Here is a 16,935-nt window from a genome sequence, read left to right as displayed (position 1 = left end):
TTTCTCTTGAAAAAAACGCGGCCAGAACCGTACTCGGCCCTGACCTGTCGGGAAATTCGGGCTCCTGCCCGCTATACATCCAGATTCGACGCGTACAGGGCGTTCCGGTAGATGAAATCCCGTCTCGGCTCGACCTGATCCCCCATGAGGGTGGTGAAAATCTCGTCGGCCACGACGGCGTCGTCCACCCGGACCTGGAGAAGCGTCCGCTTTTCCGGATTCATGGTGGTGGACCAGAGCTGCTCGGGATTCATCTCGCCCAGGCCCTTGTAGCGCTGGACGGAGAGCCCCTTCTTTCCGGACGCCATCACATGCTCCACCAGGGCGTCGAGAGACGGAAGCTCCACGTTTCCGACCTCTTCGCCTTCCATGGACAGCTTGAACGGCGTCTCCCCGAGGGCCGTCACCTGGCCGAGCAGGCTCCTGAGCTCGATGAACTTGGCCGATTTGACAACCTCCGGCTGGAGCAGCATGGCGTTCTTCCTGCCCGGACGGATGATCCGCAGGCCCAGGGCGTTCTCCTCCTGCTCGGGATCGCCCACGAACGAGATTTCGCAGCCGTCTCCTCCCAGCCGCGCGGACAGGCGCTCCCCGATTTCCTGGAGGGATTCCCGGGACCGGAAGGTTCCGGACGTAAGGGCCTGATCGGCGGCCAGAAGACGGATTACGTCCTGGTCGAAGCCGTCTTTTTCAAAGCGCTCGCCGATGCTCTGGATCCTCATGATTTTCCGGATCATCGCCAGAAGCCTTCCCCCGGTGAAGACGGCTCCGCTTTCTGTAACCAGGCGAATCCGTTCGACGCCGTTCTCGAGGACGAAATTTCGCATCTCTTCTTCGTTGTGGATGTAGATCTCCCGCTTCTTGTCGACGACCCGGAACAGGGGCGGCTGGGCGATATACAGGTGGCCCCGCTCGATCAGCTCCCGCATCTGACGGAAGAAGAACGTGAGCAGGAGGGTCCGGATATGGAGGCCGTCCACGTCGGCGTCGGTCATGATGATCACCTTGTGGTAACGCAGCCGGGTCACATCGTAGTCCTCCTGGCCGATACCGGTTCCCAGGGCTGTGATGATGACCTTGAGCTCCTCGTTCTGGAGCATCTTGTCGAACCGGGCCTTCTCGACGTTGAGTACTTTTCCCCGGAGCGGCAGGATGGCCTGGTTTTTCCGGTCCCGGCCCTGCTTGGCGGATCCCCCGGCCGAATCCCCTTCGACAAAGAAGATCTCGCTCAGGGCCGGATCCCGTTCCTGGCAGTCCGCCAGCTTTCCAGGAAGAGCCCCGACTTCGAGGGCGCTTTTTCTCCGGGTCAGCTCACGGGCCTTCCGGGCTGCTTCCCGGGCCCGGGAGGCATCCAGGCACTTTCCGAGGAGCTGGCGCCCGACGGAGGGGTTCTCTTCGAGGTACGTGCTGATCTTCTCGTAGACGATTCCCTCCACGAGGCCCTTCACGTCGCTGTTCCCCAGCTTGGTCTTGGTCTGCCCCTCGAACTGGGGTGCCCGGATCTTGACACTGATGACGCAGGTAAGCCCCTCACGCAGGTCTTCACCACGGAGGGATTCCTTGCCGTTCTTGAGGATGTTGCTGGCCGTTCCGTAGTTATTGAAGGCCCTCGTCAGGGCGGCGCGGAATCCGCTCAGGTGGGTTCCGCCCTCCGTGGTGTTAATGCTGTTGGCATAGGAAAAGATGCTTTCCGTGTACGTGTCGTTGTACTGGAGGGCCACTTCGACCTGGCAGTCTTCCCGGGCGCCGTCCACGTAGATCGGCTTGGTATGCAAAACCTTCTTATGCCGGTTCAGGTACTCCACGAACGAAACGATGCCGCCCTTGTAATAAAACTCGCTGGTCCGCTCGTCCCGCTCGTCCGTCAGCGTGATCCGGATGCCCGAGTTCAGGAAAGCCAGTTCCCGGAGCCGGTTGGCCAGGATGTCGAAGCTGAATTCCGTTTCTTCGAAGATCTCGGGGTCCGGTTTGAAGGTGACCTTCGTTCCCCGGCCCTTCGACTTTCGGACCTGCTCCAGCGGGGCCTTGGGAATCCCCGCCGCATAAGACTGAGTCCAGAGGTAGCCGTCACGCCGGACCTCGAGCTCCAGGTATTCCGAGAGGGCGTTAACCACGGAAACGCCGACGCCATGGAGGCCGCCGGAGATCTTGTAGCTCTCGTTGGAAAACTTGGCACCCGCATGCAGCTTGGTCAGCGCCACCTCCGCGGCGGAGACCCCTTCCGTGGGATGCATGTCCACGGGGATGCCCCGGCCGTTATCCGAAACCATGATGCTGTTGTCCAACCGGATCTTGACGATGATCGTGTCGCAATAACCCGCCGATGCCTCATCCACGCTGTTGTCCACCACTTCGTACACCAGGTGGTGAAGTCCTTCCTTGCCGGTGGAGCCGATGTACATGGCCGGCCGCCGGCGCACCGCTTCCAGTCCTTCCAGAACCTTTATGCTTTCCGCATCGTAATTTTCTGCCATAAACCTTCTATCCCGCTCTTTCAAAGACAAATGATCGCTTTATCAATGCAATCTTCTAAAATTTCAGAGGCATGATGATGCACAAGTAGCGCTCCGAGTCTACCGGCCTGACAATTCCCGGCTTCTTCGCCCCGCCGATCTCGAACATCCCGTCTCCCTCTCCGATCACTTCGATGGCATCGATCAGGAAATTCACATTGTAGGCCACCTCTACGCCCGGATCCTGGTAGGAAACCTCCACCTCCTCGCTGGCCTCCCCGACGTCCGGATTCGTGGAGTGAAGAACCATTTTGTCCGCCGTCATCTTTACGATGACCCCGCTGTATCCCTCGCTGGAGATGACGCTCATTCTCCGGAGGGCATGAAGAACCCGGTCCCGCTCGAACCGGACGAAATATCCCTTCTCCACGGGAATCACCCTCCGGTAATCCGGATACTCGCTGTCGATGAGCCGGACCTTGAGCATCGCATTGTCCGTCTTGAAGATGCACATCCCCTGGTGAATCCCCATCCTGACCTCGCCGTTTGAATCGTCCAGCAGCTTGCGGATCTCTCCCAGACCTTTTCGAGGCAGAATCACCCCCTTTTCCATCTCCAGGAATTCAACGTCGGGGCCGAGGGTCTTCCAGGCCATCGCCATCCGGTGCCCGTCCGTGGCTACCATTCGGATCTCCGCCCCGGATTCCTTCTTCTGAGACTCGAACAGGACACCCGTCAGATTCTTGCGAAGGGGATCCGTGGAAATGGCAAAGTACGTCTTCCGGATCAGCTCCAGGATATCCTCGGAGGATACCGCAAAATACCGGATTCCTTCCTCTTCCGCTATATTCGGGTATTCCCCTGCTCCCAGGCCGGGTATCCGGTACACGGCCTTGTCACAGGTGATCGTGACCAGATCCTTTTCGTTCTTCACAAAATGAACCATTTCCCCCTGGGTCTCGCGGACCAGCTCGTGGAGTTTCCGTGCGGAAAGGGTGATCGTTCCTTCCACTCTAACATCCGCCTCGTATCCGACCATCATGGCGATTTCCAGATCCGTGGCGCTGATGGTCACCTTCCCCGTCTGGGCGGTAATCAGGACGTTGTTCAGGATGGGCATGGTTGTTTTCTTTTCAACGATTCCCGCGGTTCTTTGCATTCCGGCCAGGAGATATTCCCGCCTGATACAGAAATCCATGTCTCTCTCCCTTTCTTTATCTTTTCTTTAATTTTTCTTTAATGAATGTAAATAGCAGTCTTAGTAAGGGGTGTTGATATCTTCATGAAAATCATTTTTCTGAATGAACACGAATGAATAGGTAACCAAGATGCTGTGGATAATTCGTTGATCCCGCTGTTATGAAGACTGCTGGAGGGCATCTTCAAGGTCCTGGATCATCTTTTTCAGGTTCACATCCTTTTCGATCATGGTACCGATCTTGTTGACGGCGTAGATCACCGTGGAGTGATCCCTGCCGCCGAGCTTGTCACCGATGTCCGGGAAGGAGGCATTTGTAAGCTTTCGACACAGGAACATGGCGGCCTGTCGGGCAAGGACAATGTTTTTGCTCTTCTTTTTCGACTTCAGATCGGAGAGCTTCACGTTGAATTTTCCCGTCGCTGCACGGATGATCTCGTCGATGGTAATGTTTTCCCGCTCGTTCTGACGGACGATTTTCCGGAGAACCTCCCGGGCCAGATCCAGGTCGATGGGGCGTCCGGTTACGGAGGCATAGGCACTGATCCGGACCAGGAAGCCCTCGAGTTCCCGGATGTTCGACTGTGCGTTGGACGCCACGTAGTGGGCGACGCTGCTGGAGAGCAGGATGTTGTTATCCTGGGCTTTTTTCTGCAGGATCGCGATCCGGGTCTCAATGTCCGGAGGATGGATATCGGCAATGAGGCCCCATTCGAAACGGGAGCGCAGCCTGTCTTCCAGGTTCGGGATGTCCTTCGGGAACTTGTCGCTTGTCACGACGATCTGTTTTCCGGCGTCGTGAAGGGTGTTGAAGGTATGGAAGAATTCCTCCTGGGTCCTTTCCTTGCCGGCGATGAACTGGATGTCGTCGATCAGGAGACAGTCGATTTTCCGGTATTTTTCACGAAATTTCGGCGTCCGGTCGTATCGGATGGAGCTGATGAGTTCGTTGACGAACTCTTCCGCCGACACATAGACCACGTTCATGTCGGGGTAGAGATTCGTGGTGAGCAGTCCGATGGCGTTGAGCAGATGCGTCTTTCCCAGACCGACGTCACTGTATATGAAAAGCGGATTGTAATTCTTGGCGGGCAATTCCCCGACGGAAACGGCGGCGGCATGGGCGAACTGGTTGCACGAGCCGACGACGAACCGCTCGAAACTGTAGCTCGGATTCAGGTTTGAATCATACCGGGCAGTCGGGGCTTTCCTTGCGGCCTTTCCCTCCACCTTCTTCGTTTCTGCCGGTGTCTCCGCGGGCCGGCCGTCTCCCTTGCTGACGGAAAAATGGACACTCAGGTCAATCCCCGAAACCTGTTTCAGGCTTTCCTTGATCAGGGACAGGTAGTTGTCATTCAGCCAGTCCTTGAAAAACTTGTTCGGGACGGAGAACTGAATGCTGTTCCCCTCAATGGTTGTGACCCGGATCGGCTGGATCCAGGTCTCGAAGTTCTGCTGGCTTACCTGCTTTTGAATGATATTCGTTGCTTTTTCCCAAATAATATCCACTATCTAATTACCTCATCCACAAGTTTTTCAACAGCTGTGGATAAATGAATTCGGTATTGCCTGGATGTCCCTGTGGGCCGCTACCGGATCAGGATTTCCCGTCCAAAAGGAGCCGAATCAGCCGGTTGAGCTCTTCCTCTCCGGAAAAGCGGATCTCGATCCTCCCGCTTTTCCGGCCCTGGCGGATCCGTACCGCACTGAGATAACGCTCCGCCAGGGACGTCTCCAGATGCTTCAGATGAACCGAGCCGGGCGGCTCCTTTTTCCGGTCTTTATTACCCTTTTTTGTCAGGAGTCCTTTGATCAGCCGCTCTGTTTCCCGAACGCTCAGCTTTCGCTCGATAACGGTCCGGTAGGCCTGGAGCTGGGACGACGCCTGTTCCAGGGAAAGGAAGCAGCGGGCATGGCCGGAAGAAATTTTTCCCGCCGTGAGTCCCTCCAGGATCTCCGAAGGAAGACGGAGGAGACGCAGGGAATTCGCCACGGTGGACCGGTCTTTCGCTACACGGTGGGCGATGTCCTCCTGGGAGAGGCCGAACTTGTCCGCCAGGATGCGAAAAGCATCCGCCTCCTCCACCGGATTGAGGGACTCCCGCTGGATGTTCTCCACGATGGACCACTCCGCCGCGTCGAGATCCCCGGCCTCCCGGATCACGACGGGGACCTCCTTCAGTCCTGCCTGCTGGGCCGCCCGCCATCGGCGCTCTCCGGCAATGATTTCGTATCCTTCCTCCGCCCGGCGAACGACAATGGGCTGGATGACGCCGCTTTTGCGGATGGAGGCGACCAGGCTCTTCTGTTCCTGGTCCCGAAAAGACTTGCGGGCCTGGAACCGGTTGGGAGTCAGCTCCTCGATGCCGCACAGAATATAGGAAGGCCGTTCGTCGACCCGCTTGAGAAGCTCCGGAAACATGGCGCCCAGGCCTTTTCCCAGGGAAGATTTCGTCGACATCAGGACCCGCTTCCTCCGTTTTCCATGATTTCCCTGGCCAGCTCCATGTAGGAAACGGCGCCCCGGGAGCGGACGTCGTACAGGATGATCGGCAGCCCGTGGCTGGGACTCTCGGAAAGTCTCACATTCCGGGGGATGACCGTCTGAAAGACCTTGTCCCCGAAGTGCCGCCGGACATCTTCGCTGACCTGGCGGGACAGGGTGTTCCGTCCGTCGAACATGGTCAGGAGAATTCCCCCCAGCACCAGGGCGGGATTGAGCCTCGCCTGGACGAGCTTGACCGTTGCCAGGAGCCGTCCCAGCCCCTCCAGGGCGAAGTATTCGCACTGCAGGGGTACGATGACGCTGTCCGCCGCCACCAGGGCGTTGAGTGTGAGAAAACCCAGGGAAGGCGGACAATCGATGATCACGTATTCGTAGCCGGAATCCGAGGACCGGATCAGACGGCGAAGTTTCTTTTCCCGGTCTTCAATGGCGACGAATTCGATTTCCACACCGGTCAGGTCCTGGTTGGAACCGACCACATCGAGAAAAGGAAGACGGCTTTTCAGTACAACGTCCTGCAGGGAGCCGTCCCCGCTGAGTGCGGTGTACAGGTTGTGCTCGGGCAGCGCCTCCAGGTCGATGCCCAGGCCGCTCGTGGCGTTCCCCTGCGGATCCGCATCGATGAGAAGCGTCTTCCGTTCCGCTGCGGCGAGGGTAGCCGCCAGGTTGATGGCGGTGGTGGTCTTGCCGACCCCCCCTTTTTGGTTCGCGATGCTTATGATTTTACGCATGATTTTGGGGAAAGGGACTGGAACGTATTCACCCCCCTGACGCGACGGAACGGTACCATAAATCAAGGTTTTTTCAAAGGAGATTTTTTCAGATAACTAATTGTTATTGCATACTTTTTTATAGATAAACATTTTTCGCCGGTCCCCGGAAAAAGGCAGTTCGTAATCGTGGATCGAAACCGGCTCGAGGTGGGCCTCCTCCGGGGGGGAGGTCCGTCGGTCGGTGCAGGGACCGGCCATGACCACAAGGTATCCTTCCGGCTTCAGGAACGGCGAGCCGGCCAGGGCGAACCGGGACGGGGGCAAGAAGGCCCGGGAAATTACCATGTCGAAGGATCCGGCGACACCTTCCCGCCGGAGATAATCCTCCGCCCGCTCCCAGAGAACATCGATTCTGTCCAGGCCGAGGATCCCCGCGGCCCGCTTCAGGAAAGACGCTTTCTTGCGGGACGCTTCCAGAAGCAGGACGTCGAGCCGCGGGCAGGCGATCCGGAGAGGAATGCCCGGAAAGCCGGCGCCGCTCCCCATATCCAGCAGACGCCCGTCGCGACGGGGAAGCCGCGGGACCGGCGCGAGCGAGTCGAGGACATGCCGGATGACGATCTCTTCCGGGTCGCTCGTCGCGACGAGGTTGTGGCTTCGGTTCCAGAGGAGGAGTTCGTCGATGTACAGGCGGAAGAGGGCCAGCTGCGCCGTGTCGAGGGGAACCCCGGCGATCCGGGCACCCTCGGCCAGCATCTTAAGATGGGTTTCTTCCATGGTTTTTTGCCTGCATGGGTTGGCCGGATCCGCGAACCCGGCCGTGCCGGGGAGGACATGCTTTCCCGTGCCCGATAGCAGAAGGAGGAGGAACGGACAATCAAAAAATGCGTGCCGGTCCGTTTTGTGGTATCAGGGTCACCGCCGGGAATAAAGGATACGGAGAAAATGAAGAAACAAGACAATCAGGAAATCCGGGTGCGAATGGAAAACGTGGCGGTGGTGCTCTGCCGTCCGAAATTTTCAGGGAATGTGGGGTCCGTGGCCCGGTGCGCGAAAAACATGGGAATCGGGAAACTGATCGTTGTCGGAGGGGAGCCCCTCGACCGGGAGGAAATACTGCAGCGGGCCACCCATGCCGCCCGGGACCTGGTGGACACGATGGAATGCTGCGAAACGCTGGAGGAGGCCGTGGCCGGTTTTTCGTGGCTTGTGGGCACGACCGGCCGCCGGGGGTCCGCGCGCGGTCCCGGCGTCTCCCCGCGGGAAATGGCCCGGAGGATGTGCGATCTCAGCCGGAACAACCGGATTGCCCTGCTCTTCGGTCCCGAGGACAAGGGGCTCTCCAACGAGGAGCTCCGCCTGTGCCATACCGTCGTCAACATTCCCGCCTCCGAGGCGTTCCGGTCCATCAACCTGTCCCATGCCGTAATGATTCTCTGCTACGAGCTGTTCGTCGCCGCGGCGGATCCTCCTCCCGTTTTCCGGCCGCGGCTTGCCTCGTCGGCGGAGCTGGAGGGAATGTACGGGCACCTGCGGGATGTCCTCACCCGGATCGGGTTCATCAACAAGCAGAATCCCGAATACTGGATGCTCCATGTACGGCGGCTCTTTTCCCGGGTGCAGCTTCAGGCCCGGGAGGTAAAGATCCTCCGCGGGATCTGTCGCCAGATCGACTGGGCCACGGGACAGCCGGGACCGGACCCTGGGCGGCGGTCCGCGGAAAAAGTACCGGAATGCGCCGCCGGCTCAGAAAATGCGATGGAATTTTACAAGGAAAAGAAGTAGGTTTTTAAACTTCCATATTTAAGGAATATGACACCGGGCAAGGGGAGGTATGAATGAAACGGAAAACGGTGAAGACGGGGATCCTTCTCCTGGGGCTGTCGGCCCTGGTGATCCTCATCGGCCTTGCCGGAGACAGCCCGGTCTCGGCCCTGGACCGGAGCACCTACCGGAGCCTCAAGACCTTCAACGAGATCCTCGACATCGTCGAGAAGAATTACGTCGAGCCGGTCGAGACCAAGAACCTGCTCCAGGGGGCCGTCAACGGGATGATGCGGTCCCTGGATCCGCACAGCTCGTACATGACGGCGGACATGTACAGGGAACTGGAAGTGGAGACCAAGGGGCGCTTCGGCGGTATCGGCATTGAGATCACGATCCGAAAGGACGTTCTTACCGTCGTATCGCCGATCGAAGACACGCCGGCCTACCGGGCCGGCGTCAAGGCCGGTGACGCGATTATCCGGATTGACGGCAAGTCCACCAAGGACATCACGATCATGGATGCCGTCAAGAAACTCAGGGGGCCGAAAGGAACAAACGTCACCATCACGATCATGCGGGACGAAACCACGAAGCCCCAGGATATCACCATTACCCGGGATATCATCCAAATTGTGAGCATCCGGTCCAGGATCTTCGAGGATGGGATCGGTTATGTCCGGATCTCCTCTTTCCAGGAACGGACCGCGGAAGATCTGGCGAAGGCCCTGGCCGAGGTGACGAAGAAGACCAATCCACTCAAGGGGCTTGTCCTGGACCTCAGGAACAATCCGGGCGGACTTCTGAGCCAGGCCGTCCAGGTCTCGGATGTGTTCCTGAAATCGGGAATGATTGTGTCCACCCGCGGCCGCGTGAAATCCGTGGAGAGCTCGGCGAAGGCGCGAGACAACGGGAACGAGCCGAGCTGCGCCATCGTGGCCCTGGTCAACGAGGGGACCGCCTCCGCGGCGGAGATCGTCGCCGGTGCCCTCCAGGACAACGGACGCGCCCTCGTCCTCGGAACGCAGACCTTCGGCAAGGGGTCCGTGCAGACGGTCATCCCCCTGGACGACGGATCGGCCCTCAAGCTGACGACGGCAAAATACTATACGCCCAAGGGCCGCTCCATCCAGGCAGAGGGAATTCAGCCGGACATCGTGATCCGCAGGACGAGAATTGTCAACGGCAAGGAACGGGAATCAACGGAGGAGCCCCTGCGGGAAAAGGACCTGGCTGGACACATCCCCTCCCCACGGGAGAACGGGGAAGTCAAGGAAAGTCCGGCCGCGCCTCCGACGCAGCCGCGGCCGCTCCCCAGGCGGGAGGAAATGGGGGATGTGACCCAGGACAACCAGCTCAAGAGCGCCATCGACATCCTCAAGAGCTGGGACCTCTTCCGGAAGGGAGCCCGCAGCAGCTGAGGAAAGGGAAACGTCCCCCGGACGCCCCGTCCGGGGGGTTCCGGTGAGGACGAAGCCGGAACGGACAGATGGCAGGCAGAAAACGCAGAAAAAAGGGGAAGTGGACGGCTTGGATCGTTTTTCTCACAGCGATCGCAGCCATTGTCGCCATTGCCTATTTTCTGCACGTGGAGCGGCAGCGGGAGACACGCCGGGTGCAGGCGCCCCCGCGCAAGGCCGCTCCGGCCCGGACCGTTCCCGCTGTTGTCGTTCCCAAAGCCGTTCCCGCCGAGAAGGACAGGGCCGGGCGGAATGTTCCGGAACCCAGGCCGGAACCGAAGCCGGAAGCTGTAAAAGGCCCGCTTCGGGTGGTGATCATCATTGACGATATCGGACACGATCTGGCCCCGGTCCGGGAACTCCTTTCGCTCAAGACGCCCATTACCTTTGCCGTTCTTCCCGATGGTGCCCGAGCGGCCCAGGCGGCGGCCATGATTCACGGGGACGGACGGGAAGTGATCCTCCATCTGCCCCTCGAACCCCGGTCTGGGACAAAGGCCAACCCGGGGGCGATGGTCCTGCGGACGAACATGAATGACGAGGAAATCCGCCGTCAGCTTGTACAGGATATCCGGGCTGTGCCCCATGCCAGGGGAGCCAATAGCCACATGGGGTCCCTGTTCACGGAGAACCCGGAAAAAATGGTTGTTGTCATGAAAGTTCTTCATGAAAAGGGGTTCTATTTTATCGACAGCCGGACGTCCGTCCGGAGCCGGGCTCTTGAAGCGGCCCGGCAGACGGGCGTTCCCTTCGGGAGACGAGACCTGTTTATCGACGGTCGTTCCAAAGACGAGATCCTCCAGCAGATCCTCCGGCTGGCGAGGACATCCGATACGGCGCAGCCGCCTGTCGTCATCGGCCACCCCTATCCCGGCACCATCCAAGCCCTCCGGAACGTTATCCCGATGCTCCGTCGTCATGGAATCCACGTGGTTTCCGCATCGGAGGCGGTCCAGCCGGTGGGTGGCGACGCCAGGGCCATGCGATGAAAAAACGAACCCGTTCCATTCTTTTCCTGCTTTTCCTTGCCAGTGCGGTCCTCCTTTCCCTGTGCGGGTGCGCAACGGCGCCTTTCCGCGGCAGTCCCGCCTCCGTGCCGGGTCACGGCGACGCCAGGGCGATGTTCCACTATTCCATCGCCATCCAGTACATGCTGGACGGGAAAATGGACGAGGCCATCGCGGAGTTGGAGACTGCACGCCGCTTTGACGAGCAGTCCGTGGAACTGACCATTGAGCTGGCGGTCCTGTACGCGGAAAAAGGAAACCCGGAAAAAGTGATCGCGACCCTTCAGGACGCGACGCGACGGCATCCCCGCGAACCCATGATTTATCTCCTTCTCGGGGGAGCCCAGGCCGCCCGGAAGGAGACGGACCAGGCCGAGCGCTCTTTCCGGAAGGTTCTGGAGCTGGACCGGAATAATGAGACGGCCTGGCTGCATCTGGCGGCCCTTTATTCGGAATCGGGGAGGCATGAAAAGGCCCTGGCCTGTTATGACCGTCTCCTCGAAATTCATCCGGACCATGCGGCGGCTCTCTACTACCGGGCAAGGATTTTCCAGGAGCTGAAAAGGGATGGGGAAGCCGAGGCGGGGTTCCGGAGAGTCCTGGAGCTGCGACCGGCCTTTGAGGCGGCCTGGATCGACCTGGGGTACTTCTATGAATCCCGCAGGCAGACGGAAAAAGCGGTGGATACATACCGGCGGTTCATGAAGCAGTATCCCCTGCGCATGGGGGTACGGCTCCGGCTGGCGGAGATGCTCCTCCGGCTCCAGCGGTTTGACGATGCGGAACAGACCCTTCAGGATGCCCTGAAGATCGAGCCGGACAACCGGGATCTCCGGCTTACCCTGGCCATTGTCTACCTGGAGCGCAAGGATCACCCCCGCGCTGTTGGCATGCTGGAGACCCTGGTACGGGAAGATCCTGTAGATGCCCGCCTTCGGTATCTTCTGGCCTCGGCATATGAAGAACGGGGCGACGCGGACAAGGCCATCACCGCCTATGGCGAAGTGGCGGTGAAATCGGAATTCTTCGGGAACGCCCGGGTCCGGATGGCCTTCCTGCACAGCAAGGCGGGCCGGAAAGAAGAGGCCCTGCGGACGGCCGGCCAGGCCCTGGAGAAAAAGAAGGACTACCCGGGGCTCTATCTGTACCTGGCTTCGCTTCACGAGGAGATGAAGAACCCGGCAGCGGCCGAAAATGTGCTGCGCCAGGGAATGGCCGCCATTCCCCGGAACGTGGATCTTCCCTACAGCCTGGGGGTTTTATACGAGAAAAGCGGCCGCTTTGAGGAGGGCATCGTCCTGATGAAGGGGATTCTCGCCATCGAACCGGATCACGCGGATGCCCTGAATTTCATCGGATACAGCTATGCGGACCAGGGGTTGCACCTCGATGAAGCGGAACGGCTCATCCTGAAGGCCCTGAAAGCGAAGCCAGGGAACGGGTACATTACGGACAGCCTGGGATGGGTTTACTACAAGAAGAACGAATTGGGTAAAGCCGTCCGGTATCTCCGGGAAGCTGCTCTTGCGGTTCCTGACGATCCCACCATTGCCGAACACCTGGGAGATGCCTGTGCAAAGGCAGGGTATCGGGAAGAGGCCCTGTCGGCCTATCGGAAGGCGCTCAAGCTGAATCCGTCGAGTACCGAGCTCCCGCGGAAAATCCGGGAACTCGGCGAGAATCCATAAAAAAAGGAGACCGGCGGATGTGCCGTCTCCCCTTCTTTCCTGGAAGCCGCCGAAGCGCAGCCTCTATTTCAGTTCGTTGAGTTTCGTCCGGGCCGTCCGGGCTGAACTCGTGTTCGGATAGTCCTTGATGATCTGCTGCAGAATCATGCGGGCGCTGGTTTTATCGCCCAACTGGGCAAAGGCCAGCCCCTGCTTCAGGAGGGACGGGGGAACCTTGTCCCCGTCCGGATAACTCTTGATGACCTTTTCATATTCCAGGATGGCCTTCTCGAACTTGCCTTCGGAAAAATAGCTTTCGCCGATCCAGAACTGGGCATTGTCGGACAACTCGGTGCGGGGATACTTCTTGAGGAAATTCTGGAATTCTCCGCGGGCTTTCTCGTACTTTCCCTCTTTCAGGGTGGCGTAGGCCGCCCCGTAGAGGGACTCCCGATCGGATTTGCCCTTTGTTTCCTTGCCGTTGCCTCCGTTGTTCCGGTTTACCGGCTCGCCTCCGTCCTTCTTGCTGATACCCATGTAATTCTCGAGAAACTGGATCTTCAGAGAGAGGGCGTCGATCTTTTCCTTCAGCTCGTCCTGACGGCCGCCACCGCTGGACATGTCTTTCTTCATTCCGTCCACGAGGCCGCGGATCTGGCGAATCTGGTCTTTCGCCTCCGCCAGGTCGGCGCCCGTTTCGGCCTGCCGCTTCTGCAGCAGCGTTACGGATTCCGAGACGGTCCTGGCATCACCCTTGATGGTCTGATCGGTCTGGTCCAAGGCGGCGATTTTCTGCTCCGTCGCCTCGATTCGGGCGAGCAGGTCTCCCTGAACCCTTCTCAGGTCCTTCGAGGTGGCGCAACCGGACACCCCGGCCAGACCGATCAGAACAAAAAGGACAAGACAAAACTTCCTCATACGAGGGGCATCACAGCGTTATTTTGCGTTGAGTTCGAAATGAGCCCGGCGGTTCTTGGCCCACGCTTCTTCGTTGGAAGCAGAGTCGAGGGGACGATCTTTCCCGTAGGAGATCGTCTTGATCCGCCCCTTGTCGATACCCAGGTCGATCAAGTACTTCATGACGGCATTCGCACGCCTTTCACCCAGGGCCAAGTTGTACTCGGCGGTTCCACGCTCGTCGCAGTGACCCTCGACGAGAAGCGAATCCGCTGCGCTTTCCTTCAGGTAGGCGGCCTGTGCAGCCAGGCGATCCCGGAATTCAGGCTTGACATTGTACTTGTCGAAATCGAAGTTGACATCCGCGAACAGGGCTGCGAGTTTCTCGGCCTTTTCACGGGCGAGACGCTCCTGCTCGGCCCGGCGGGCGGCTTCCTCTCTCAGGGCGCGTTCCCGGGCTGCTGCCTCAGCGGCCTTCTTGGCGGCATCATCGTCTGCCGTCGCCTGGGCGGTGACTTTCTGCTCCTGCATTCCCGTGTCTTCCTTGACGGCCTTCTTCGCGCAACCGACGGCGACCAGGAGAACCAGGCAGGAGAGAATCACCATGGTCCGAAAGAACCGGCTCTTCATAATACCAATCTCCTTTCTTGAATGGGGAATCATAGTGAATGGGTTCAATAACAACGGCACCTAAATAACCACAATCAGCAGGGCAGGTCAATGAAAAACCGGCCGTTCCCGCAGACCATCCGGTGTTGTCAGGGCGTTTCGGGGATCAGGAGGAGTTCCCGGCGCGAATGTGTGACAAGGCCCCGGCGATTCGCTTGAGGGTCCGTTCCCGGCCGAGGGTTACCATGACCTCGTCGATTCCCGGGCTGACGGTCTTTCCCGTCAGTGCTACACGCAGCGGCTGGGCGATGTCCTTGAGTTTCACCTGGCGGGACTCCGCCAGGGTGCGAAGAAACGTCTCGATACCCTCCTTGGAGTAATTCTCGAGTCGGGGCAATTCCATCTGAACCACTTCCAGGTTGGCGGCCGAGGCCGGCGTCAGGAACTTTTCCGCCGCCTTGGGATCATAGTCCACCTCCTCGGCGAAGTAGAAGGCGGCACCGTCGATCAACTCAAGAAGCGTCCGGCTCCGGGACTGGAGATCCCGGACCACCCCGCGCACGAGAGGCTCCCGGGCGGGGTCCGATGCCGCCGGCCACAGGGGCCGAAGGGCTTGCACCAGTCGGTCCGGCGAATAGGAACGGATGTAATGCTGGTTGAGCCACAGGAGCTTTTCCGGATTGAACACCGCCGGGGACTTGCCCACGGCGTCCAGGTCGAAGAGGCTCGTCAGCTCGTCGCCGGTAAAGATCTCCTGGTCTCCGTGGGACCAGCCCAGGCGGACCAGGTAGTTCACCAGGGCCTCCGGCAGGTAGCCCATGTCCTGGTAGGCCATGACGGAGGTCGCTCCGTGGCGCTTGCTCAGGCGGGCTTTGTCGGATCCGAGGATCATGGGGACGTGGGCGAAGAGCGGCACGGGAAATCCGAGGGCCTCGTAAAGGAGGATCTGTCGGGGCGTGTTGTTCACATGATCGTCTCCCCGGATAACGTGGGTGATTCCCATCTGGGCGTCGTCGACGACGACAGCGAAGTTGTACGTGGGATACCCGTCGGCCCGCTGGATGATCAGGTCGTCCAGCTCCTCGTTCTGAAAGACGATGTTGCCCTTGATGAGATCCCGCATCAGGGTGGCTCCGCCCTCGGGGCAGCGGAACCGCACCACCGCGCCCGGGGTCGGGGCGAGGTGCCGGTCCCGGCAGGTTCCGTCATATTTGGGCTTCCGTCCCTCGGCCAGGGCCGTCTTTCTCTTTGCTTCCAACTCTTCCTGGCTGCAGGTGCACCAGTAGGCCTTCCCCTCGTCCACCAGCTTCTCGACCATCTGCCGGTGGATGCCGACGCGCTCCGCCTGGAAGAAGGGGCCTTCGTCCCAGTTCAGGCCGAGCCATGTCATGGCGTCCAGGATGGCCCGGGTGGATTCCTCCGTCGAGCGGAGCTGGTCCGTGTCCTCGATGCGCAGGAGAAAGATGCCGCCGTGCCGGCGGGCGAACAGCCAGTTGAAAAGGGCCGTCCGGGCGCCGCCTATGTGGAGATAGCCCGTGGGAGACGGGGCAAACCGGGTCTTGAGAGGTGCGTTCATGGGATTCATCCTTCCGCTGCGGGCGTTATAGGAGCCCGGACCGGCAATGTCAAGGGGCTTTGCTCACAGCGGTGCTGCCAGTTTACCCAAGGCGGGAGAGAATGTCCACCAGTTCCCGGACGGCCGCGGCCGACCGCTGCAGGTCTTCCCATTCCCGCTTCAAGAGCTTCAGGGCCATGATTTCCTCGACACCGCCCTTTCCCAGTTTGACGGGAACCCCCACGAACAATCCATGGATGTCATACTCGCCCTCGAGGAGGACCGAACAGGGAAGGATCTTCTTCCGGTCCTTCAGGATGCTCTCGGCCATGTCCACGGCCGCCGAGGCCGGGGCGTAGTAGGCGCTGCCGGTCTTGAGAAGTCCCACGATCTCGGCGCCGCCGCTCCTCGTCCGGGCCACGAGCGCCTCGATGCGCTCCGGCGGGAGAAGCTCCGGGAGGGGAACCCCGGCAACGGTCGTATAGCGGGGCAGGGGGACCATGGTATCTCCGTGCCCGCCCAGCACGGTGGCATGAACGTTCTCCGCGGAGACGCCGAGCTCCCGGGCGATGAAGGAGCGAAAGCGGGCGGCGTCGAGGACGCCGGCCATGCCGATCACTCGGTTCTTCGGGAAGCCGCTGGCTTCATACGCAACATGGCACATGGCATCGAGGGGGTTGCTGACGACGATCAGGACGGCCTCGGGGGAACGGGCAGCGGCCTCTTTCGTCACGGCGGAAACGATGCTCCGGTTCGTTGCCAGTAGATCGTCGCGGCTCATTCCGGGTTTCCTCGGGATGCCGGCGGTGACGACGATGAGATCCGATCCCCCGGCCTCATCATAGGCGTTCGCCCCCGTAAGAAGGGCATCGTGTCCCTCGATGGGGGCCGCCTGGCTCAGGTCCAGGGCCTTTCCCTGGGGGACCCCTTCGACGACGTCGATGAGGACGACGTCACACAGTTCCTTTTCCGCCAGCCTCTGGGCCACGGTGGCCCCCACGTTGCCGGCGCCGATGACGGTTGCCTTCGCGCGCATGGACTGCATCTCCTTTCCTTGCGGTGGGGAACCTGTGTATACCAAAAAAAGGCGGAGCACAACGGACTCT

At 59.9% G+C, this 16,935-nt stretch carries 14 protein-coding genes; 4 read left to right on the top strand and 10 right to left on the bottom strand.

Going from position 1 to position 16,935, the window contains the following annotated elements:
- Window positions 1–71 precede the first annotated feature (71 nt).
- The 6 genes from gyrB to rsmG form a co-directional block, all read right to left on the bottom strand.
- Window positions 72–2,474 carry a DNA topoisomerase (ATP-hydrolyzing) subunit B gene (gene gyrB / locus PLO63_15605; protein HOI75571.1) on the bottom strand — a complete coding sequence of 801 codons (2,403 nt, stop codon included), beginning with the start codon at window positions 2,472–2,474 and terminating at the stop codon, window positions 72–74.
- A gap of 55 nt (window positions 2,475–2,529) precedes the next feature.
- A complete protein-coding gene (dnaN, locus tag PLO63_15600) occupies window positions 2,530–3,651 on the bottom strand; it encodes a DNA polymerase III subunit beta (GenBank protein ID HOI75570.1) in 1,122 nt (373 codons plus the stop codon).
- 159 nt (window positions 3,652–3,810) lie between these two features.
- A complete protein-coding gene (dnaA, locus tag PLO63_15595; protein ID HOI75569.1) occupies window positions 3,811–5,160 on the bottom strand; it encodes a chromosomal replication initiator protein DnaA in 1,350 nt (449 codons plus the stop codon).
- A gap of 88 nt (window positions 5,161–5,248) precedes the next feature.
- Window positions 5,249–6,112, bottom strand: coding sequence for a ParB/RepB/Spo0J family partition protein (locus tag PLO63_15590; GenBank protein HOI75568.1), 864 nt, complete (start codon window positions 6,110–6,112; stop codon window positions 5,249–5,251).
- On the bottom strand, window positions 6,112–6,888 hold the full coding sequence (locus tag PLO63_15585) for a ParA family protein (protein HOI75567.1): 777 nt from the start codon (window positions 6,886–6,888) through the stop codon (window positions 6,112–6,114). The genes PLO63_15590 and PLO63_15585 overlap by 1 nt, the downstream gene beginning before the upstream one ends.
- A gap of 96 nt (window positions 6,889–6,984) precedes the next feature.
- Window positions 6,985–7,647, bottom strand: coding sequence for a 16S rRNA (guanine(527)-N(7))-methyltransferase RsmG (rsmG, locus tag PLO63_15580; protein ID HOI75566.1), 663 nt, complete (start codon window positions 7,645–7,647; stop codon window positions 6,985–6,987).
- 168 nt (window positions 7,648–7,815) lie between these two features.
- On the opposite strand from rsmG, the gene PLO63_15575 reads away from it, so the two are divergent.
- The 4 genes from PLO63_15575 (at window position 7,816) to PLO63_15560 (ending at window position 12,789) form a co-directional block, all read left to right on the top strand.
- Window positions 7,816–8,655: an RNA methyltransferase gene (locus tag PLO63_15575; protein ID HOI75565.1), complete on the top strand. Its 840-nt coding sequence runs from the start codon at window positions 7,816–7,818 to the stop codon at window positions 8,653–8,655.
- A 53-nt stretch (window positions 8,656–8,708) separates the two neighbouring features.
- Complete coding sequence (locus PLO63_15570; protein ID HOI75564.1) at window positions 8,709–10,055, top strand: S41 family peptidase; 1,347 nt, start codon at window positions 8,709–8,711, stop codon at window positions 10,053–10,055.
- 68 nt (window positions 10,056–10,123) lie between these two features.
- Window positions 10,124–11,083, top strand: a complete 960-nt coding sequence (locus tag PLO63_15565; protein HOI75563.1) for a divergent polysaccharide deacetylase family protein — start codon at window positions 10,124–10,126, stop codon at window positions 11,081–11,083.
- Window positions 11,080–12,789, top strand: coding sequence for a tetratricopeptide repeat protein (locus PLO63_15560; GenBank protein HOI75562.1), 1,710 nt, complete (start codon window positions 11,080–11,082; stop codon window positions 12,787–12,789). Before PLO63_15565 ends, PLO63_15560 begins: the two co-directional genes overlap by 4 nt.
- 63 nt (window positions 12,790–12,852) lie before the next feature.
- Here the strand turns inward: PLO63_15560 and ybgF are convergent, their stop codons facing one another.
- The 4 genes from ybgF to mdh all read right to left on the bottom strand — a co-directional run bounded on the left by ybgF (window position 12,853) and on the right by mdh (window position 16,865).
- On the bottom strand, window positions 12,853–13,686 hold the full coding sequence (gene ybgF, locus PLO63_15555) for a tol-pal system protein YbgF (GenBank protein ID HOI75561.1): 834 nt from the start codon (window positions 13,684–13,686) through the stop codon (window positions 12,853–12,855).
- 18 nt (window positions 13,687–13,704) lie between these two features.
- Entirely contained in the window at window positions 13,705–14,295 is a 591-nt protein-coding gene (gene pal / locus PLO63_15550) for a peptidoglycan-associated lipoprotein Pal (GenBank protein HOI75560.1), read from the bottom strand.
- A 145-nt stretch (window positions 14,296–14,440) separates the two neighbouring features.
- Entirely contained in the window at window positions 14,441–15,850 is a 1,410-nt protein-coding gene (gene gltX, locus PLO63_15545) for a glutamate--tRNA ligase (protein HOI75559.1), read from the bottom strand.
- An 82-nt stretch (window positions 15,851–15,932) separates the two neighbouring features.
- On the bottom strand, window positions 15,933–16,865 hold the full coding sequence (gene mdh / locus PLO63_15540; GenBank protein ID HOI75558.1) for a malate dehydrogenase: 933 nt from the start codon (window positions 16,863–16,865) through the stop codon (window positions 15,933–15,935).
- Window positions 16,866–16,935: the final 70 nt, after the last annotated feature.

It is taken from the genome of Syntrophales bacterium (assembly GCA_035363115.1).
In the GTDB taxonomy this organism is placed as follows: domain Bacteria; phylum Desulfobacterota; class Syntrophia; order Syntrophales; family PHBD01; genus PHBD01.
The sequence above is the reverse complement of the archived record's forward strand: the minus strand, read 5'-3'. Positions and strand labels throughout refer to the sequence as shown.